Source organism: Nonomuraea sp. JJY05 (assembly GCF_043496855.1).
GTDB lineage: Bacteria > Actinomycetota > Actinomycetes > Streptosporangiales > Streptosporangiaceae > Nonomuraea.
This window is the reverse complement of the sequence record NZ_JBIEIS010000028.1, coordinates 96,244-112,975: the sequence shown is the minus strand read 5'-3', so window position 1 is coordinate 112,975 and position 16,732 is coordinate 96,244. Positions and strand designations below refer to the sequence as shown.

Below are 16,732 nucleotides of genomic sequence, written 5' to 3'. Positions count from 1 at the left end.
ACCCACCTGTTCGAGGGCAGTCGCTGGTCTCAACAAAGAGACCGGAGGCGAACAACATGACCACCTTGATCTGGGTGGCCGTCGTCGCGGTCGTGGTGGTGGCGCTCGTCGCTGTGGGCTATCTCGTGATGCAGCAGAGGCGTCGCGACCATCTCCGCGAACGTTTCGGCCCCGAGTACGAACGCATAGTCGCCGAGCATGACAACCGCCACGAGGCCGAGCAGGAGCTGCTCGACCGGGAGCGCCGGCATGCGGAGCTCGACATCCATCCCCTGACGGAAGAGTCGCGCGACACCTACGCGAACCAGTGGACCGAGGTGCAGGAGCGCTTCGTCGACGCACCGGGGTTCGCGGTGACCGAGGCCGACCAGCTGGTCACCGCGGTCATGGCGGAACGGGGCTACCCGACGGAGAACTACGAGGAGCGCCTGTCCACCCTGTCGGTGGGCCACGCGAAGACTCTCGACCACTACCGGACGGCCCACGAGATCAGCGGGCGGGCGGCCAGGAAGGAGGCCTCCACGGAAGAACTGCGGCAGGCCATGGTGCACTACCGCGCGCTGTTCGAGGAACTGCTGCAGGAGACCACACGAGGACGGTGAACGAGCACATGAGCACCCCCAGCACCCCAAGGAGTGGCAGCGAGGAGGAGCGCGCTCATCGCGATGAGCACCTCCGCGATGACGAGTTCCCAGGTGAGCGCCCCGGCGAGTACGCGGATGACCGCAAGCTCGCCGACGACGACTCTCCCCATGTCGCGGGCGACCACCAGGTCCCGGACGACGACCGTGTTCCGGGCGATCACGTCCCGGGCGACGTCCGTGTCGCGGGGGACGACGACCATGTGGCGGACGACGACGAGCCGGACAGGCACAGCCCGCGCGCCGGCGACGAGTACGCCGCCGCCGTGCCCGGCGCCGTGACACCGACCGCCGCCGTGCCCGGCGCCGTGACATCGACCGCGGCCGAGTACGACGACGGCGCGTACCGCGACCCCTACGCCAGGACCGGCGAGGACATGCAGAGCGGTCCGGAGACCGAGCCGGGCGAGGTCCCCGCGCACGCCGCCCCCGAGGACGTCGTCCTCTTCGACCAGGACCCGGACCAGGTCCAGGCTCGCTGGCGCGACCTGCAGGCGTCGTTCGTCGACGACCCCGGCGAGGCCGTGCGGCGCGCCGACGGGCTGGTCGGCGAGGTCGTGGACGCCCTCACCAGCAGCCTCACCAACCGCACGAACGGCCTGCGCGACCGCTGGAAGGACACCGAGGCGGCCGACACCGAGCAGATGCGCCTGGCGCTGCGCGACTACAGGAACGTCCTGGAAAGCCTGCTCGCCCTCTCCAACCGCCGGACCGAGACCCAGACCCACCTACAGACCTGGGGAAAGAGGTGACCTGACATGCTCGCGGTGGTCGCAGCGATCATCTTCGGACTGGGGTTCCTGCTCGACCTGGTCGGCGCCCGGATCCCCGGCGGGCTCTCCGGCATGACGTTCGTCCTGCTGGGCCTGACGCTGCTGGCGCTGCATCAGGCAGGCGTCGGCACGGCCGGTATCCGTACCGGCTACAGCAACTGGCGTGGCCGGGCACGCAGATAGGCCGGGCACGCAGATAAGGCAGAAGCCAAGGGCCCGCCGGTAAAGGCCCCAACCGGTGAGGCCGGGAACGGGAGGTCGCCGAGGACGGCGGCCTCCCGTCACTCCTTCCCGGGGAAGCGCATGATGACCGTGCTGCCGCCGTTGCCGACCCGTACGGTCAGGTCCGACGACACCAGGCGGGCCACCCACAGCCCCATCCCGCCCACCGCGCCCGGTCTGGGCCCGGGCTTCCAGGCGCCCTCGTCGTGCACCTCCACGATCAGGTCGCCGCTCACCGTCCAGGTACGCATGGCGGCCCGGTCGGCGCCATGGGTGACGGCGTTGGTGGCCACCTCGTTGACCGCGATGACGAAGTCCCCGATGACGTCCTCGGGCATGCCGGCGTCGCGGGCCTCGTCCTCAGCGAACTGCCGGACCTGCGGCAGGTCCGGCAGCCGGAAGCGGAGCTCTTTCACGGGCGCGCCGGGCGGCGGGCTCGTGTAGCCCGACTGAGGCTCGGTGTCCTCGTTCACCCGGCGACCTTCTTCTCAGCCGACCAGCTCGGAGCGCAGCTGGTCGAGAACCTTGCGGAGGATACGTGAGACGTGCATCTGGGAGATGCCGAACTCGGCGGCGATCTCGGCCTGCGTCATGTTGCCGAAGAACCGTAGCAGCAGGATGTGCTTCTCGCGGGAGGGCAGTGCGTCGATGAGCGGCTTGACGGCCTCCCTGTCGACCATGGTGCTCAGCGTGTCGTCGTCTTCGGGGATGACGTCGCCGAGGGAGGCGGCGTCGTCGTCGGTGCCGAGCGGCGCGTCGAGCGACAGGGTGCTGTAGGCGGCGGAGGCGTCGAGCGTCAGCAGGACGTCCTCCTCGCTGATGTTCATCTTGGCGGCCAGCTCGGCCACGGTGGGCGACCTGCCGAGGTCCTGGCTGAGGTCGGCGACCAGCCGGTTGAGCTCGGAGCGGCGCTCCTGGTAGAGGCGCGGTACCCGGATGGCCCAGGTACGGTCGCGGAAGTGGCGCTTGACCTCGCCGGTCATCGTGACGACCGCGTAGCCCCTGAACGCGTGGCCGAGGGTCGGGTCGAAGCCGTTGACGGCCTTCATCAGGCCGACGTACGCGGCCTGGAGAAGATCCTCCAGGGGCTCGCCGCGGTAGCGGTAGCGCCGGGCGATCTCCATGGCGAGCGGCCGGTGCATCTCGACGATGCGCTCCCGCAGTCGCTCTCTGTGACTGTCGAGGGTCTCTTCCCGGACCATTTCGGCCAGAAGTTCTTCCGCTGTCATCTCCTCGAGGACGTATTCCTGCACAGCCATCGCTGCTCCTCTTATGGGTCGCAGGCGCCCTCCACCAGCAAAAAAGCCCAGGCAGAGGCACGCCTCGCTCAACTCTCGAGACGAAAGCCCGCTGCTGGACTCCGCCTCAAGTGTCCCCCGTTTCGCGGGAAGTATTCCTCCCTCCCGTGGTGACAGTAGGGTTGCTCCGTGACAATGCCGGATAACGGTGAGGGGTCCATGGCGGCCCTGAGCCTGACGTCGTCGACGGTGGACGAGATCACCGTGATCAAGGTCGACGGCGTCCTCGATGCCACGACCCGCGAGCAGTTCGCCGACTACCTGTCCCTGGCGGGGTCGGACCTGATACTTGACCTCGCCGGGGTCACGTTCATGGACTCTCGCGCGCTCGGGCTCATCGTCCACCACTGGCAGACGAGCCTGGCGTCGGGCGCCAGGTTCGCGCTCATCGGGGTCGAATACTCCAAGTCCAAGGTGATGTGGATCACCGGGCTGGCGCAGCGGCTGCCCCTCTACGACACGCTCGACGACGCGCTGGCGGCCATCGGCTGAGGGCGGAGGCAGAGGGGCGTAGCACGAGGGACGGAGGCAAGAGGGGCGTAGGTCAGCGTTTCGACTTGCGCTGGTGCTCGTCGACCAGGAGCCTGGCCAGGTCGGCCACCTTGACCTGGTGGTGCTGGGAGATCTTGCGCAGCTCCTCGAACGCGGCCTCGGCGGTGCATCCGCTGGTCTGCATGATGATGCCCTTGGCCTGGTCGATCACCGCCCGTCCGGCGAGGGCCTCCTGGAGCTGCGCGGCGTCTGTACGCACCTCCTCGAACTCCCACATGTTGGCCATCGCCACCCCGACCTGCTCGGTCAGCATGTCGGCCAGCGAGTGGGCGGCCTGCGGGGAGAACGCCCCCGGCCGTACCGAATAGAGGCCGACCAGCAGCAGGGCGGGCGCCACGTCGATGGGGACGACCAGCACGGATCGCACGCCCCAGCGGCTGGCCAGCGCGTCGTAGCGGGGCCAGCGGGGCTCGTTGAGCACATCGGTCACGCCGGCGCGGCCGCCGCTCTGCCGGGCCTCCACGGACGGGCCCTCGCCGAGCGCGCGTTCGCCCTCGACGAGCATGATGAGCTCGCTGTGGGAGCCGGACACCAGCACCCGGTGGTCGCGCCAGTGCTCGGCCGAGGCTCCCGAGCAGCCCGGTACGCCGGCGGCCAGCGCCGTGGTGAGGTCGCGCAGCACGCGTTCCGTGGAGGTGTCCTCGCCCAGCCGGCCCAGTGCGGCGAGGTCGCGGGCGAGACCGGGGGTGATCATCGCAGTTGATTTCATAGCAAGAAGCCCCTACCCGATATGGCCCCCCGTATCCCCTGTGACGTAGCGTCAGAGGGTGACCATGCCGGACCTCGAACAAGCGCTGGACGCGTTGGCCGGACGGGTGTCCTCGCTTCGCGAGGCGAGGACCGCCTATCCCGCTGATCTCGCGCCCACGCTCGACGCCGCCCTGGCCGAGCTCGACACCGCCGCCGAGCTGCTGGCCGAGGCCCGCGAGGCATTGCAGAAGGCGCCCAAGCGGGCGGGCGGCAAGAAGGACGGCGCGCAGCGGGAGCTGAAGCTGCTGCGTCAGGTGTTCCGGGCCTTTCCGGTGCCGGTCATCGTGCTGGACAGCGGTGGCGTGGTCAGGCGGATCAACCCCGAGACCTCGCGGGTGCTCGGCAGCCCCGACGGCTATCTGGTGGGCCGGTCGTTCCCGCTGCTGGTGGACGTGTCGCGGCGGGCGGCGTTCCGGTCGCATCTGACGGCGGTGCTGCAGACGGGGCAGCCGTCGGCGTTCGAGACGCGGCTGGCGCACCAGGGGCGCACGCACACCGTCCAGCTGGCGCTGACCAGGCTGACCATGCCGGGCGAGCCGCAGCAGATGGTGGCGGCGGTGGCGCTGCCGACCGAGGTGCAGCTGCCCGAGCCGGGCGCGCGCCGGCCCGAGCAGTCCGACGGGGCGCTGCTGGTGGCGGCGGCCAAGCGGCAGGACCTGCTGGTCAAGATGGCCAATCTGCTGCTGGAGGAGGAGACGCTGCTGCGCCCGGTCGCGCTGCCGAGGGCGACGCGGCTGCTGGCGGCCGAGTGGGCCGACTGGGTGATCGCGGACATGGTGCGCGGCGGGCTGCCGCGCCGCTCGGTCGTGGTGGCGCCGAAGAACCAGCCGCTGGGCGACCTGGTCCGCCAGGTGGAATCCGCGGATCCGGTGGGCAGCCAGGTCGTGATGCAGGTGCTGGAGCGCGGCTCCGGCGTGGTGCAGGAGATGCTGGACGACGACAGCCTGCTCGGGTTCTGCGCGGACGGGCCGCTGCTGACGGCGATGGGCGCGGGCTCGATGCTGTGCGTGCCGATCGGCTCCGGCGACGGCGTGCTCACGCTGGTGCGCGCGCACGACCGGCGCCCGTTCGCGCTGGCCGACCTGGCCGTCATGCAGGAGGTGGGGCTGCAGCTCGGGCTGGCGGTACGGGCCCAGACCAGCTTCCAGGACCGTTCGCGGGCGGCGGACGCGCTGTCGGCGAGTGTCGCGCCCCGCAAGCTGCCCGACGTGCCCGGCTACGAGGCGGCGGCCGTCTACCACCCCGGGGCGTCGGTGGGCGCGGAGTTCTACGACGTGTTCCCGGTGTCCTGCGGCTGGGGGTTCGCGCTGGGCGGTGCCGTCGGCAAGGGCGAGGAGGCCGCGTCGGTCAGCGCGATGGTACGCGGCGGCCTGCGGGTGCTCGGCGTCTGGGAGTCCGACCCCGACCTGGTGATGCGCAAGGTCAACGAGGCCCTGGTCGCGCAGGGCGCCGGCATGTTCGTGATGGCCGCGGCGGGCTTCGTGAAGGGGCGCGAGATCACGCTGTCCTCGGCCGGGCACCATCCCGCCGCGCTGCTGCAGGCCGACGGCGGCGTGCGCTTCGCCGCGGGCGGCGGCGTGCCGCTGGGCCTGGCTCCCGAGGCGGAGACCAGCGTGGAGCGGCTGACGGTGGCCGTGGGCGAGACGCTGGTGCTGTATTCGGAGGGGCTGATCTCCTCCAGGAACGAGCTGGGGGAGCCGTACGGCGAGGAGCGGCTGGCCGACGTGCTCGGCCGGTGCGCGGGGCAGTCGCCGTCCACCGTGGTCAAGGCGCTGGAGGCGGACCGGCACGCGTTCTCGGGCGGCCAGGTGTGGGACGAGATCGTGATCCTCGCGCTCAGGGGCGTCTGACCTGCGAAGTCAGGATGTCTAATTTTTGGGGGTTTGCGGGCGAGTCAAAGTTGGGTATGGTCGAAAGCGTAGACATGTGCCTAAGACGCAGGCGCACCTTTCAGTCTTTCTTCGCTGAGGTGTGCCATGAATATCGCGATTGTCGCTTCCACCGAGAGCAACCGGCGTGACCGCATCCTTTCCGTCGCCCGCGAGCTCGGCCGCGAACACCACGTCACCGTCTACTCCCGTCGTGACAGCATTGAGGGCAAGCCCAAGACGCGGGTGGCCCCGGGGGTCACGTTGGAGCAGATCGACGTGGGCCCCGCCGAGGAGCTGACGGCCGACGGCGTCGTGCCGTACCTCAACGACGTCGGCGAGCAGCTGATGCGGCGGTGGAGCCAGGACCGGCCCGACGTGATCCACGCGCATTCCTGGACCGGCGGTCTGGTCGCGGTGGCGGGCGCCAACGGGCTGGGGGTCCCGGTCACGCAGACGTTCCACACGGTCGACGCCTCGCACAAGGACCTGGAGCTGGCCCTCGGCCGCCGGGCCAACGCGGTCATCGCGGGCTCCGGTGACGAGGAGTCGGCGCTGATCCGGCTGGGCGTGCCGCGCAACCACATCGCCGTCGTCCCGTACGGCGTCGACACCGAGCGCTTCCAGCGCCGCGGCGCGGTGGCCACGAAGGGCACGCGCAAGCGGCTCCTGCACGTCGGGCCGCTGACGGTGGATCGCGGCGCGGACACCATCGTGCGGGCGCTGCCGGGGCTCGGCGACGTCGAGCTGGTCATCGCGGGCGGCCCCGAGCCCGAGGACCTCGCCACCGACAAGGACGCCTGCCGGCTGCGCGCGCTGGCCGAGCAGCTGGAGGTCGCCCACCAGGTGACGCTGCTGGGACAGGTCAAGCGGTCCGCCGTGCCGAAGCTCATGCGCAGCGCGGACGCCGTGGTGTCGGTGCCGCGCGAGGCCGTGACGGGCATCGTCGCGCTGGAGGCGATGGCCTGCGGCGTGCCGGTGATCGCCTCGGCCGTCGGCGCCCACCTGGACTCCGTCATCGACGGCGTCACCGGGCTGCTGGTGCCCCCGGACCGGCCGGCGCGCACCGCACGGCTGGCCCGCGAGCTGCTGTGGGACCCGACCCTGCGGACCGCGCTGGGTTACGCCGGCGCCGACCGGGCGCGCTCGCGCTACTCCTGGGAGCGGGTCAGCCAGGAATTGGTACGGGTGTACGAGGCGGCCTGCGCCTGAACCACCGAAACCCCGGCAGGCGGCAGAAGCCGCCTGCCGGCACCATGTTCAGGTGGTCAGGACCCGCAGAGCCGGGCGGCCTTGAGGCCCAGGTGCACCGCCAGGCGGTCGTCGCCGTCCGAAAGATCCCGGTGGGTGAGGCGCTCGGCCTTGCCCAGCCGGTAGTAGAGCGTCTGGCGGTGGATGCCGAGCTCGGCGGCCGTCTTCTGGGCGTGGCCGCCGTGGTCGAGGTAGGCCTCCACGGTCTCGGCCAGCTCGCCGTCCAGGACCGCGGTCTCGGCCGCCAGCTCGCGCAGGTCCGCCTGGCCGAGCCTGGCCAGCAGGCGGTGCACGCCCAGGTCCTCCCAGCGGGCGATGGGCGCGTACCGGGGGAAGTGCTCGGCGACGCGCAGGGCGTGGCGGGCCTCGCGCCAGCTCAGCCAGGCGTCGGCCGGGTCCGCCCGGGGCGCGCCGATGCCGGCGGCGGTGCCGTACGCGCTCTGCAGGGTCTGCGCCACCTCGCCCGCGAGGTGGGCGGGGGCGAGCAGCGCGACGGGTGAGCCGGGGCGGGCCAGGACGCCGCGCGGCAGCGTCCAGAGGGCGGCGAGGCGCTCGGCCGACTCGCGCACGGCGATCGCCGTGACGGGGCCCGGCACCTCGATGGCCGCGCCCGCCCGCTCGGACGGGTCGGCCGAGAAGAGGGCGAGCAGGCCGCGGCCGAGGTCCTGCCGGCTCCTGGCCTCCTGGGCGAGGGCGGCGGCGGCCCTGGCCACCAGCGGCGCGACGGATTCGAGCGCCGTGAGCGAGCCGGAGTCGAGCAGCCAGAGATAGCCGTAGGCGACGTCGCCGTGGCGCAGCGGCCAGCACACCCTGGCCAGGACCCCGAGCTCGGCGTCGGCGGGGATCCGGACCGGGCCGGGGGCCTTGGCGATGCCGTAGCGCTCGAAGTAGTCGCGCACCTCTCCGGTGGCGCGCCGGCGCAGGATCGACTCCTGGCGGACCGTGTCGATGTCGCCGTGCTGCGCCCCGTACGCCAGCAGCCGGAACGAGCGGTCCTCCAGCGTCGCGGACGCCCCCAGCCGGGCGGCGATCTCGTCGACGATCTCTTGCAGGTCTGCCGTGTTGTGCATTTGTATGACAGCCTGCCACATCGGCCGTTACGCACGTCGATGGCCCCCGCTGAGCTGCGTTTTTAGACTTGAAGCATGCTGGGTCAAGTGCTCCTCGCCGCATCCGGGAGCGGCGTCGTACGTCGTGCCGTGTCGGGCTTTCCGCTCACCAGGAAGGTGGTCGATCGGTTCGTCGCGGGCGAGAGCGTCCAGGAGGCCCGCGACGCCATCGAGCGCCTGCGTGACATGAAACTCGCCGTCACCGTCGACCACCTCGGCGAGGAGACGCGCGACGCGCGGGCCGCCGAGTCCACCGCGAACGCCTACCTCACGCTGCTCGACGCCGTCCGGCCGCTCGACCTCGGCACCCGGGGCGAGGTGTCGGTGAAGCTGTCGGCCGTGGGCCAGCGGCTCGACGACGCGATGGCGCTGGAGCACGCCCGCGAGATCTGCGCCGCGGCGGCGCGCAACGGCTCGACCGTCACGCTCGACATGGAGGATCACACCACCGTCGACTCGACGCTGACCATCCTGCGCAAGCTGCGCGAGGACTATCCGTCGACCGGGGTGGCGATCCAGGCGTACCTGTTCCGCAGCGAGGACGACTGCCGCGACCTGGCCGGCGAGGGCTCCCGGGTGCGCCTGGTCAAGGGCGCCTACCGCGAGCCCGCCTCCGTCGCGCACCAGGGCCGCGGCCCCGTGGACAAGGCGTACGTGCGATGCCTGCGGATCCTCATGGCGGGGAAGGGGTACCCCATGGTGGCGACGCACGACGATCGCATGATCGCGATCACGGAGGTGCTCGCCGACCGGTTCGGGCGGACGATCGGCGACCACGAGTTCCAGATGCTCTACGGAATCCGGACCGACCTGCAGGAGTCCCTGGCCGGGGCCGGCCACACGGTCCGCGTCTACGTCCCCTACGGCGACGACTGGTACGGCTACTTCATGCGCCGCCTCGCGGAGCGCCCCGCCAACGTCGCCTTCTTCCTTCGCGCCCTTGGGGGTAAGTAATGGATGCCATCAGCAACGTTCCCGTTCCGGCCAACGAGCGCGTCTACGGCTACGCGCCGGGCAGCGCCGAGCGGTCGGCGCTGGAGGACCGCATCAAGGAGCTGGCCGGGTCGTCGATCGACCTGACCATGACCATCGACGGCGAGCAGCGCCTCGGCGCGGGCGCCCCCATCGACGTGGTGCAACCGCACAACCACGCTGCCGTCCTGGGCCGTACCAACGACGCTACGGCCCGGGACGTGCGGGACGCCGTCGACGCGGCGCTGCGGGCGGCGCCCGCGTGGCGGGCCCTGTCGTTCGACGAGCGGGCGGCGATCTTCCTGAAGGCCGCCGACCTGCTGGCCGGGCCGTGGCGGGCCACGCTCAACGCGGCGACCGTGCTGGGCCAGTCGAAGTCGGCGCAGCAGGCGGAGATCGACTCGGCCTGCGAGCTGATCGACTTCCTGCGCTTCAACGTGGCCTACGCGCGCCAGCTCTACGCCGACCAGCCGATCTCGTCGCCCGGCGTGTGGAACCGGATGGAGTACCGGCCGCTCGAAGGCTTCGTGCTGGCGATCACGCCGTTCAACTTCACCGCCATCGCCGGAAATCTGCCGACTTCTGCGGCTTTGATGGGGAATGTCGTCGTCTGGAAGCCGTCGCCCACCCAGCAGTTCGCCGCGCACTTCACGATGCGGCTGCTGGAGGCGGCGGGGCTGCCTCCCGGTGTGATCAACATGGTCACCGGCAACGGCCAGGCCGTCTCCGAGGTGGCGCTCGCGCACCCGGCCCTGGCCGGGATCCACTTCACCGGCTCCACGGCGACGTTCCAGCACCTGTGGAGCACCGTCGGCCAGAACATCGCCTCCTACCACGGCTACCCGCGCCTCGTCGGCGAGACCGGCGGCAAGGACTTCGTGCTGGCCCACCCGTCCGCCGACCCGGCCGTGCTCTCGACGGCGCTGGTCAGGGGCGCCTTCGAGTACCAGGGGCAGAAGTGCTCGGCGGCCTCGCGGGCGTACGTGCCGCGCTCGGTCTGGAACCGGATGCGCGACGACTTCGTGGCCACGGCCGAGTCGCTGACCGTGGGCGACGTCTCGGGCGACCTGTCGACGTTCATGGGCGGGGTCATCGACGCCCGGGCCTTCGCCAAGCACAAGGAGGCCATCGACCGGGCGCGGGCGGCCGCGAACATCGACGTCCTCACCGGCTCGTACGACGACAGCGTCGGCTACTTCGTCAAGCCGACCATCCTGGAGTCGGCCGACCCCACTGACGAGATCTTCGTCAAGGAGTACTTCGGGCCCATCCTGGGCGTGCACGTCTACGAGGACCGCGACTTCGACGCGGTGCTCGACCAGATGGAGGGCATCGCCCCGTACGCGCTGACCGGCTCGATCATCGCCCAGGACCGGTACGCCATCGCGTCGGCGTCCGACCGGCTGCGCTTCGCGGCGGGCAACTTCTACGTCAACGACAAGCCGACGGGCGCGGTCGTGGGCCAGCAGCCGTTCGGCGGCGCCCGCGCCTCGGGCACCAACGACAAGGCGGGCTCGATCTTCAACCTGATCCGCTGGGTGAACGCCCGCACGATCAAGGAGACGTTCGTGCCGCCGACCGACCACCGTTATCCGCACATGGGCTGATTTTTCAGCCCAGCCCGGCCCATGAGCCCCCCGGTCCTGCCCCGGGGGGCTCATGGCGTAATGTGCAATATTCGTGTCGTTGACGCCTTGACAGGTCCGCCACCAGCATGAAGACATGCAGCGACGGGTTCTGATCGTCGTCTTCCCCGGCTTCCAGTTGCTCGACCTGGCCGGTCCCGCCGACGTGTTCGCCACGGCGGCACTGCTGGCGCCCGAGGACGGCTACCTGGTCGAGGTGGCGGCCGTGCGGGCCGGGCCCGTGCCCTCCGGCAACGGGATCGCCGTCACGGCCGGCGCGCTCGGCGAGGTCACCGGGCCCGTCGACACGCTGATGGTCGTGGGCGGGATGTCGCTCCCCGAGCAGCTGGGCGACCGGGAGCTCGTCGAGGCCGTCACCCGGCTGGCCGGGGGCGCGCGGCGGGTGGCGTCCGTGTGCAACGGGGCGTTCCTGCTGGCCGAGGCCGGGCTGCTGGACCACCGGCGGGCCACCACGCACTGGCTCTCCGCCGGCGAGCTGGACGCCCGCTACGAGTGCGTCGAGGTGGACCCCGACCCGCTCTACATCGAGGACGGCAACGTCTGGACCTCGGCCGGCGTGCTGTCCGGCGTGGACCTCGCGCTCGCGCTGGTGGCCAGGGACCACGGCCACGCGCTCGCCCGCGACGTCGCCCGCGGCCTCGTGGTGTACCTGCACCGGCCCGGCGGGCAGAGCCAGTTCAGCACCCCGATGCGGGCCATGACGCCGCGCAGCGAGCCGCTGAGGGAGCTGCAGGCCTACATCGACGCGAACCCCGCCGCCGACCTGAGCGTGCCCGCCCTCGCCGGCCGGGTGGGGATGAGCGAGCGCCACTTCTCCCGCGTCTTCACCGAGCAGACCGGCCTGTCGCCCGGCCGCTACGTCGAACGTAGCCGCGCCGAGGCCGCCAGGCGCCTCCTGGAGGTCACCGCCCATCCGCTGGACCGCGTGGCCAGGGAATCGGGGCTGGGCACGCCGGAGACCCTCTACCGCGTCTTCCGCCGCCACTGGCGGATCTCACCCGGCGACCACCGTCGCAGGTTCCGATCGAAGGAGAAGTAAGCGATGCATGTGGCGATCCTGCTCTATCCGCGTTTCACCGCGCTCGACGCGGTCGGGCCGTACACGGTGCTGGCCTTCGCACCCGGCTGGACGGTCACGTTCGTCGCGGCCGAGCCCGGGCCGGTCACCGACGACCAGGGCACGCTCACCCTCACCGCGACGGCCTCCTACGAGGACCTGCCCCGCCCCGACGTGATCGTGGTCCCGGGCGGCCCGGGGACGTTCGACGTCATGTCCGACGAGGCGCTGCTGGGCTGGCTCCGGCAGGCCCACGAGCACAGCCGGTGGACGACCTCGGTGTGCAGCGGGTCGTTCGTCCTGGCGGCCGCGGGGCTGCTGGAGGGGCTGAAGGCGACCAGCCACTGGGCCGCGCTCGACATGCTGGCGCAGTACGGGGCCGAGCCGGTGAGCGAGCGCGTCGTCACCCAGGGCCGGGTCGTGACGGCGGCGGGGGTCTCGGCGGGGATCGACATGGCGCTGACGCTGCTGGCCCAGGCCACCGACGAGACGACCGCGCAGTCGGTGCAGCTCGTGATCGAGTACGACCCGCATCCGCCGTTCGACGCCGGATCGCCCAGGACGGCGCCGGAGGGCCTGACGGAGCTGGCCCTCAAGCTCATCGGCTGAGCCGCTACGACTGCACCATGAGTCCCTCGGGCGCCACGCCATGGGTCGCCCAGTGGACCGCGATCTTCCGGACCACGGCTCGGGAGAGGTAGGTCTCCTCGCCGTCCTCCGTCCACAACGTCTCGGCGGCCTTGTCGAGGATCACGTGGCCGATGACGACCCCGTCGGTCTCGGAGTACTGATAGCGGGCCCATACGGCGTCCTCACTGACCTTCTCGATGCGAGCGTAGAGCGCCACGGCGGTCAGTGTACTACTCCGCATGACGGCCGCCCCGGCCTTCCGGCCGCGGGCGGCCCTAAGGCGTGCTCTCCTGACCGGCGCCCACCGGCAGCACGTCGAAGTGGACGACCACGCGCCCCGTCGAGGGATCGCGGGAGTCCGGCGACCCGGCCTCCCTGCGGTCCGACAGCGCGCGATAGCGCTCCAGCACCTCGAACACCTCATCCCGCAGCGCCACGGTCTCCTCGGGCGTGAGCCGCAGCGAGCGCCGCCCGTAGCCGCTCGCGCGCACCCACTCCTCGGGCGCCCGCCCCTCCTCCTCGCGCCACCGGGCCAGCTCCGCGCCGCGCTGGCGCACCAGGTCGTCCAGCAGGAACTCCATCGCGCCGGCCGTCTCGGGGTCGGAACCCGCCTCCCCGTAGGAGAAGCCGCCGGGCGTGATGCGCCAGTACTTCTCCTTGCCGCGCCCCATCCCCGGCACGACCTCGATCATGCCGTGCCCGGCCAGCTCCCTCAGGTGGTAGCTCGTGGCGCCGGTGTTCTGCCCGAGCAGGGCGGCGAGCTTGGTGGCCGTCGAGGGGCCGTGCTCATCCAGCAGCTCGTAGATCCGCAGCCGCAGCGGGTGGGCGAAGGACTTCAGGGCGTTCGCGTCGAGCGTTCGGGCGGAGTAGCTCTTGCTCTGCATCCTATGCAAGCCTATCTTTGCAAAGAAAACTATGCACACTTTCTCTTACACACTATCGGAGTGAGCCGTGGGGCGTTCGTTCGGATTCCTGCTGTCCTCCACCGCGCTGTCGAACCTGGCCGACGGCCTGCTGAAGGTCGGGGCGCCGCTGCTGGCCGTGTCGATGACCCGCTCGCCCACGCTGGTGTCGCTGGCGGGGGCGGCCGCGACGGCGCCGTGGCTGCTCCTCGCCCTGCACGCCGGGGCCATCGCCGACCGGCTCGACCGCCGCCGCATCATGGTCGTGGCCAACGTCGCCAGGGCCGCGGTGCTCACCCTCGCCGGGCTGGCGGCCCTGCTCGGCCTGCTCGACCTGTGGGTGCTGCTGGCGGCCGTGCTCCTGGCGGGGATGGCCGAGGTCTTCGCCGACACCTCGGCGCAGTCGATCCTGCCCATGACCGTGCCTCAGGACCACCTGACCAGGGCGAACGGCCGCGTCTCCACCGCCCAGATGATCGGCAACGACTTCGTCGGGGCCCCGCTGGCGGGCCTGCTCGTCGTGGCCCTCCCCGCCGTCGTCTTCGGCGCCCCGGCCCTCCTGTACGGCGCCGCTGGCCTGCTGTTGCTGGGCATGCGCGGCACGTACCGCATGGACGTCCCCCGCGCGCAGGGGCGGCCGCTGCGGCGGGACATCGGCGAGGCGCTGCGGTACCTGTGGTCCCATCGGGTGCTGCGGAGCCTGGCCGTCACGGCCGGGCTGCTGAATCTCGCCAACGCCGCCTACTTCGCCGTCTTCGTGCTGTGGGCGGTCGGCGACGGGTCGCGGATCGGGCTGGAACCGGGCGAGTACGGCCTGATGACGACCGCGTTCGCCGTCGGGGCGCTGCCGGGGTCCCTGCTGGCGGGGTGGGCCGCGGGGCGCTTCGGGGAGTTGCGCGCGCTCGTGGGGTGCTGGCTGATGACCAGCCTCCTGCTCATCGTGCCGGTGATCGTGCCCTCCCCGTGGACGCTCTACCCGACGGCCGTGCTGTGGGGCGTGGCGGGCGCGGCGGGCAACGTCCTGGTGATCTCGGCCCGGCAGCGGCTGATCCCGGCCGAATTGCTCGGGAGGGTCAACTCGGCATACCGCCTCGTCGGGATGGGTGGGATGCCGCTCGGCGCGGCTCTGGGAGGCGTTGTGGCCGAGTTTGCGGGGCTTGGTGCCGTCCTCGTGGGCGCCACTGGAGTATGTTTGGGGGGTGTCGGACTGGTGTGGCGCGCGTTGTCTGATCGAATTTCTAGGCCGTTGACCAGCGCACCTGCACTTTCCGACATATCAGGATCACGTTAGGCACCCTACGGCCTGTGCTGAAGTGACATGATTATCCCCGAGCAAGAGGGGATGGTATGCGGGAGATCGGCGGACGGTACCTCCTGAACGAGGAGGCCGGTCGTGGGGGTATGGGAGTCGTCTGGCGTGCGTTCGATCAGCTCCTCCACCGTACGGTGGCACTGAAGGAGCTGACCTTGGCCGGTGAGGCCGAGATGGTGCGCCGCCGGGTGCTGCGTGAGGCCAGGATGGCTGCCGGCCTGACGCACCCTAACATCGTCACGGTCCACGACCTGATCGAAGAGGGCGGCAAGCTCTGGATCGTGATGGAATACCTGGACGGGCTCTCGTTGCACCAGCTGCTCTCCCAGGTGGGCACCTTACCGGCCCAGTCGGTCGCCGCGATCGGGCAGCATCTGCTCGCCGCGCTGCGCACCGCCCACCAGGCCGGAGTGCTGCATCGCGACGTGAAGCCCGCCAACGTGATGCTGACCGGTGACCGGGTGGTGCTGACCGACTTCGGCATAGCGACCGCCGAGGGCGACATCCGGATGACCAGGTCGCGGCGGCTGCGGGGCACTCCGGCGTTCATGGCGCCCGAGCGGCTGCACGGGGGGCCGGCCAGCAAGGAGGCCGACATGTGGTCCTTCGGCGCCACCCTCTACAGCGCCGTCGAGGGCCAGCCGCCCTACCCGGGCCAGGACGCGGCCACGGTGCTCGGCATGGCCCGCAGCGGCCCGTACCCGCCGCCCCGGCGGGCCGGGGTGATGCGGCCGCTCATCGAGGGCCTGCTCCACCACGATCCGGTACGCCGCTACACGCCGGAGCAGACGGCTGGACTGCTGGCAGGCATGCGCGCCAGCGCCTACCAGGCCGCCATCTGATCACATTCCCCTGGCGGGTTGCCTGCCCGGCAGCAGCTCCATGCGGATGTGGTCGTTCTGCGGGAGGACGTACGCACGGCCCCCGCGTCCCGCCAGTCCTTCTCGCTCACCGGCGGCACGGGGTGGTAACGGTCGTCGCGGACGAGCAGGAGCAGCATTGTCCGGGGGTGCGCTCGCCCTTCTTCACCGGCGCGCCCGGAGTGCCGGCCTTCGACGCGACCGGCGCTGCCGACGCCGGCGGGTCCACCTCCCCGTCTCCGCACCCGCAGAGCGATCCCGGCAGGAACGCGGTGACGATGATCTCGGCCGGCGAGCTCCGCCAGGACATTCCGCCGGGTCCTCCTCGCGCGCGACGCCGTCACGGTGTTCATCACTGCGCGAGCGGGGCGTTACAGCGTGGCCGTCCATGATCCCGCACCTCGGATGTGCGCTAAGGTTGTGACGTTCCGCCCCAGCAGGGGCGACCGGGACGTAGCGCAGCTTGGTAGCGCACTTGACTGGGGGTCAAGGGGTCGCAGGTTCAAATCCTGTCGTCCCGACCGGTCAGAAGGGGTGCCAGAGATCGTCTGGCGCCCCTTTCCGATCTGCGGGAGCCGAACGGAGCGCTGGTCGAGCCTCCTGCCGGACAAGCCGGGAGCCGCCGGCATCACGGCGGGGTGTTCGCGACTCCGCCGCGGCGGCGAACTCGCCAAGCTCGAACCGGGCCAGGCCGACGCAGTTGAGCGCCATGCCGCGCAGGTCCGGATGCCCGGCGGCGAGCACCTGGTCGTGGGCGGCGTGCGCAGCGGCCAAGGCCGCCCGGTGGTCGCCCTTCCGCGACCGCTCGGCGAACGCCACGAACGCCGCCCGATGCGCCCGGTAGCCGCCGTCCACCCCCGACGAGCCGTCCACCATCGCCCCCTGCCTT

At 71.3% G+C, this 16,732-nt stretch carries 19 protein-coding genes and 1 tRNA gene; 13 read left to right on the top strand and 7 right to left on the bottom strand.

Features of this window, described 5'->3' with window-relative positions:
- Positions 1–56 precede the first annotated feature (56 nt).
- From ACFKCF_RS37190 to ACFKCF_RS37180, 3 genes are read left to right on the top strand one after another with little or no spacing between them, the layout of a single operon-like run.
- Positions 57–602, top strand: a complete 546-nt coding sequence (locus ACFKCF_RS37190; RefSeq protein WP_394499993.1) for a hypothetical protein — start codon at positions 57–59, stop codon at positions 600–602.
- On the top strand, positions 599–1,393 hold the full coding sequence (locus tag ACFKCF_RS37185) for a hypothetical protein (RefSeq protein ID WP_394499992.1): 795 nt from the start codon (positions 599–601) through the stop codon (positions 1,391–1,393). The genes ACFKCF_RS37190 and ACFKCF_RS37185 overlap by 4 nt, the downstream gene beginning before the upstream one ends.
- A 6-nt stretch (positions 1,394–1,399) precedes the next feature.
- On the top strand, positions 1,400–1,597 hold the full coding sequence (locus ACFKCF_RS37180; protein WP_394499991.1) for a hypothetical protein: 198 nt from the start codon (positions 1,400–1,402) through the stop codon (positions 1,595–1,597).
- Positions 1,598–1,695: 98 nt separating this feature from the next.
- Here the strand turns inward: ACFKCF_RS37180 and ACFKCF_RS37175 are convergent, their stop codons facing one another.
- Together ACFKCF_RS37175 and ACFKCF_RS37170 are read right to left on the bottom strand one after the other, a co-directional pair.
- A complete protein-coding gene (locus ACFKCF_RS37175) occupies positions 1,696–2,109 on the bottom strand; it encodes an ATP-binding protein (RefSeq protein ID WP_394499990.1) in 414 nt (137 codons plus the stop codon).
- A 15-nt stretch (positions 2,110–2,124) separates the two neighbouring features.
- Positions 2,125–2,895, bottom strand: coding sequence for a SigB/SigF/SigG family RNA polymerase sigma factor (locus ACFKCF_RS37170; protein WP_364849249.1), 771 nt, complete (start codon positions 2,893–2,895; stop codon positions 2,125–2,127).
- Positions 2,896–3,069: 174 nt separating this feature from the next.
- Between ACFKCF_RS37170 and ACFKCF_RS37165 the strand changes: the two genes are divergently transcribed.
- Entirely contained in the window at positions 3,070–3,426 is a 357-nt protein-coding gene (locus ACFKCF_RS37165) for an STAS domain-containing protein (protein ID WP_394500053.1), read from the top strand.
- A 52-nt stretch (positions 3,427–3,478) separates the two neighbouring features.
- Here ACFKCF_RS37165 and ACFKCF_RS37160 read toward each other — a convergent pair whose 3' ends face one another.
- A complete protein-coding gene (locus ACFKCF_RS37160) occupies positions 3,479–4,180 on the bottom strand; it encodes an ANTAR domain-containing protein (protein WP_394499989.1) in 702 nt (233 codons plus the stop codon).
- A 79-nt stretch (positions 4,181–4,259) separates the two neighbouring features.
- Between ACFKCF_RS37160 and ACFKCF_RS37155 the strand changes: the two genes are divergently transcribed.
- Positions 4,260–6,086, top strand: coding sequence for a SpoIIE family protein phosphatase (locus tag ACFKCF_RS37155; RefSeq protein ID WP_394500052.1), 1,827 nt, complete (start codon positions 4,260–4,262; stop codon positions 6,084–6,086).
- A 126-nt stretch (positions 6,087–6,212) separates the two neighbouring features.
- Positions 6,213–7,316 (top strand): glycosyltransferase, encoded by a 1,104-nt coding sequence (locus ACFKCF_RS37150; RefSeq protein WP_394499988.1) that lies wholly within the window; start codon positions 6,213–6,215, stop codon positions 7,314–7,316.
- Positions 7,317–7,372: 56 nt separating this feature from the next.
- Here ACFKCF_RS37150 and ACFKCF_RS37145 read toward each other — a convergent pair whose 3' ends face one another.
- Positions 7,373–8,425 carry a PucR family transcriptional regulator gene (locus tag ACFKCF_RS37145; RefSeq protein ID WP_394499987.1) on the bottom strand — a complete coding sequence of 351 codons (1,053 nt, stop codon included), beginning with the start codon at positions 8,423–8,425 and terminating at the stop codon, positions 7,373–7,375.
- A 75-nt stretch (positions 8,426–8,500) separates the two neighbouring features.
- Here ACFKCF_RS37145 and ACFKCF_RS37140 point away from each other — a divergent pair, with 75 nt between their 5' ends.
- The 4 genes from ACFKCF_RS37140 (at position 8,501) to ACFKCF_RS37125 (ending at position 12,748) form a co-directional block, all read left to right on the top strand.
- Complete coding sequence (locus tag ACFKCF_RS37140) at positions 8,501–9,418, top strand: proline dehydrogenase family protein (protein ID WP_394499986.1); 918 nt, start codon at positions 8,501–8,503, stop codon at positions 9,416–9,418.
- Positions 9,418–11,043 (top strand): L-glutamate gamma-semialdehyde dehydrogenase, encoded by a 1,626-nt coding sequence (gene pruA, locus ACFKCF_RS37135; protein ID WP_394499985.1) that lies wholly within the window; start codon positions 9,418–9,420, stop codon positions 11,041–11,043. The genes ACFKCF_RS37140 and pruA overlap by 1 nt, the downstream gene beginning before the upstream one ends.
- Before the next feature lie 115 nt (positions 11,044–11,158).
- The gene (locus ACFKCF_RS37130) at positions 11,159–12,121 is read left to right on the top strand and encodes a GlxA family transcriptional regulator (RefSeq protein WP_394499984.1); all 963 of its coding nucleotides are present in this window, start codon (positions 11,159–11,161) and stop codon (positions 12,119–12,121) included.
- Positions 12,122–12,124: 3 nt separating this feature from the next.
- Complete coding sequence (locus ACFKCF_RS37125; protein ID WP_394499983.1) at positions 12,125–12,748, top strand: DJ-1/PfpI family protein; 624 nt, start codon at positions 12,125–12,127, stop codon at positions 12,746–12,748.
- Positions 12,749–12,752: 4 nt separating this feature from the next.
- Here ACFKCF_RS37125 and ACFKCF_RS37120 read toward each other — a convergent pair whose 3' ends face one another.
- On the bottom strand, positions 12,753–12,986 hold the full coding sequence (locus ACFKCF_RS37120) for a hypothetical protein (protein ID WP_394499982.1): 234 nt from the start codon (positions 12,984–12,986) through the stop codon (positions 12,753–12,755).
- A 58-nt stretch (positions 12,987–13,044) separates the two neighbouring features.
- On the bottom strand, positions 13,045–13,653 hold the full coding sequence (locus ACFKCF_RS37115; protein ID WP_394499981.1) for an ArsR/SmtB family transcription factor: 609 nt from the start codon (positions 13,651–13,653) through the stop codon (positions 13,045–13,047).
- A 67-nt stretch (positions 13,654–13,720) separates the two neighbouring features.
- Here ACFKCF_RS37115 and ACFKCF_RS37110 point away from each other — a divergent pair, with 67 nt between their 5' ends.
- The 3 genes from ACFKCF_RS37110 to ACFKCF_RS37100 all read left to right on the top strand — a co-directional run bounded on the left by ACFKCF_RS37110 (position 13,721) and on the right by ACFKCF_RS37100 (position 16,364).
- On the top strand, positions 13,721–14,962 hold the full coding sequence (locus tag ACFKCF_RS37110) for an MFS transporter (RefSeq protein WP_394499980.1): 1,242 nt from the start codon (positions 13,721–13,723) through the stop codon (positions 14,960–14,962).
- A 56-nt stretch (positions 14,963–15,018) separates the two neighbouring features.
- Positions 15,019–15,825, top strand: coding sequence for a serine/threonine-protein kinase (locus ACFKCF_RS37105; protein ID WP_192792411.1), 807 nt, complete (start codon positions 15,019–15,021; stop codon positions 15,823–15,825).
- Between the two features lie 465 nt (positions 15,826–16,290).
- Positions 16,291–16,364, top strand: a tRNA-Pro gene (locus ACFKCF_RS37100).
- A gap of 4 nt (positions 16,365–16,368) precedes the next feature.
- On the opposite strand, the gene ACFKCF_RS37095 is transcribed toward ACFKCF_RS37100, so the two are convergent.
- A complete protein-coding gene (locus ACFKCF_RS37095; protein WP_394499979.1) occupies positions 16,369–16,719 on the bottom strand; it encodes a hypothetical protein in 351 nt (116 codons plus the stop codon).
- Positions 16,720–16,732 lie beyond the last annotated feature (13 nt).

Excerpts from the sequence above, each read along its gene's own strand:
- ACFKCF_RS37190 (WP_394499993.1), top strand. The coding sequence starts at position 57 with ATGACCACCTTGATCTGGGTGGCCGTCGTCGCGGTCGTGGTGGTGGCG.
- ACFKCF_RS37180 (WP_394499991.1), top strand. The coding sequence starts at position 1,400 with ATGCTCGCGGTGGTCGCAGCGATCATCTTCGGACTGGGGTTCCTGCTC.
- ACFKCF_RS37170 (WP_364849249.1), bottom strand. The coding sequence starts at position 2,895 with ATGGCTGTGCAGGAATACGTCCTCGAGGAGATGACAGCGGAAGAACTT.
- ACFKCF_RS37165 (WP_394500053.1), top strand. The coding sequence starts at position 3,070 with ATGCCGGATAACGGTGAGGGGTCCATGGCGGCCCTGAGCCTGACGTCG.
- ACFKCF_RS37160 (WP_394499989.1), bottom strand. The coding sequence starts at position 4,180 with ATGATCACCCCCGGTCTCGCCCGCGACCTCGCCGCACTGGGCCGGCTG.
- ACFKCF_RS37155 (WP_394500052.1), top strand. The coding sequence starts at position 4,260 with ATGCCGGACCTCGAACAAGCGCTGGACGCGTTGGCCGGACGGGTGTCC.
- ACFKCF_RS37150 (WP_394499988.1), top strand. The coding sequence starts at position 6,213 with ATGAATATCGCGATTGTCGCTTCCACCGAGAGCAACCGGCGTGACCGC.
- ACFKCF_RS37145 (WP_394499987.1), bottom strand. The coding sequence starts at position 8,425 with ATGCACAACACGGCAGACCTGCAAGAGATCGTCGACGAGATCGCCGCC.
- ACFKCF_RS37140 (WP_394499986.1), top strand. The coding sequence starts at position 8,501 with ATGCTGGGTCAAGTGCTCCTCGCCGCATCCGGGAGCGGCGTCGTACGT.
- pruA (WP_394499985.1), top strand. The coding sequence starts at position 9,418 with ATGGATGCCATCAGCAACGTTCCCGTTCCGGCCAACGAGCGCGTCTAC.
- ACFKCF_RS37130 (WP_394499984.1), top strand. The coding sequence starts at position 11,159 with ATGCAGCGACGGGTTCTGATCGTCGTCTTCCCCGGCTTCCAGTTGCTC.
- ACFKCF_RS37125 (WP_394499983.1), top strand. The coding sequence starts at position 12,125 with ATGCATGTGGCGATCCTGCTCTATCCGCGTTTCACCGCGCTCGACGCG.
- ACFKCF_RS37115 (WP_394499981.1), bottom strand. The coding sequence starts at position 13,653 with ATGCAGAGCAAGAGCTACTCCGCCCGAACGCTCGACGCGAACGCCCTG.
- ACFKCF_RS37105 (WP_192792411.1), top strand. The coding sequence starts at position 15,019 with ATGCGGGAGATCGGCGGACGGTACCTCCTGAACGAGGAGGCCGGTCGT.
- ACFKCF_RS37095 (WP_394499979.1), bottom strand. The coding sequence starts at position 16,719 with ATGGTGGACGGCTCGTCGGGGGTGGACGGCGGCTACCGGGCGCATCGG.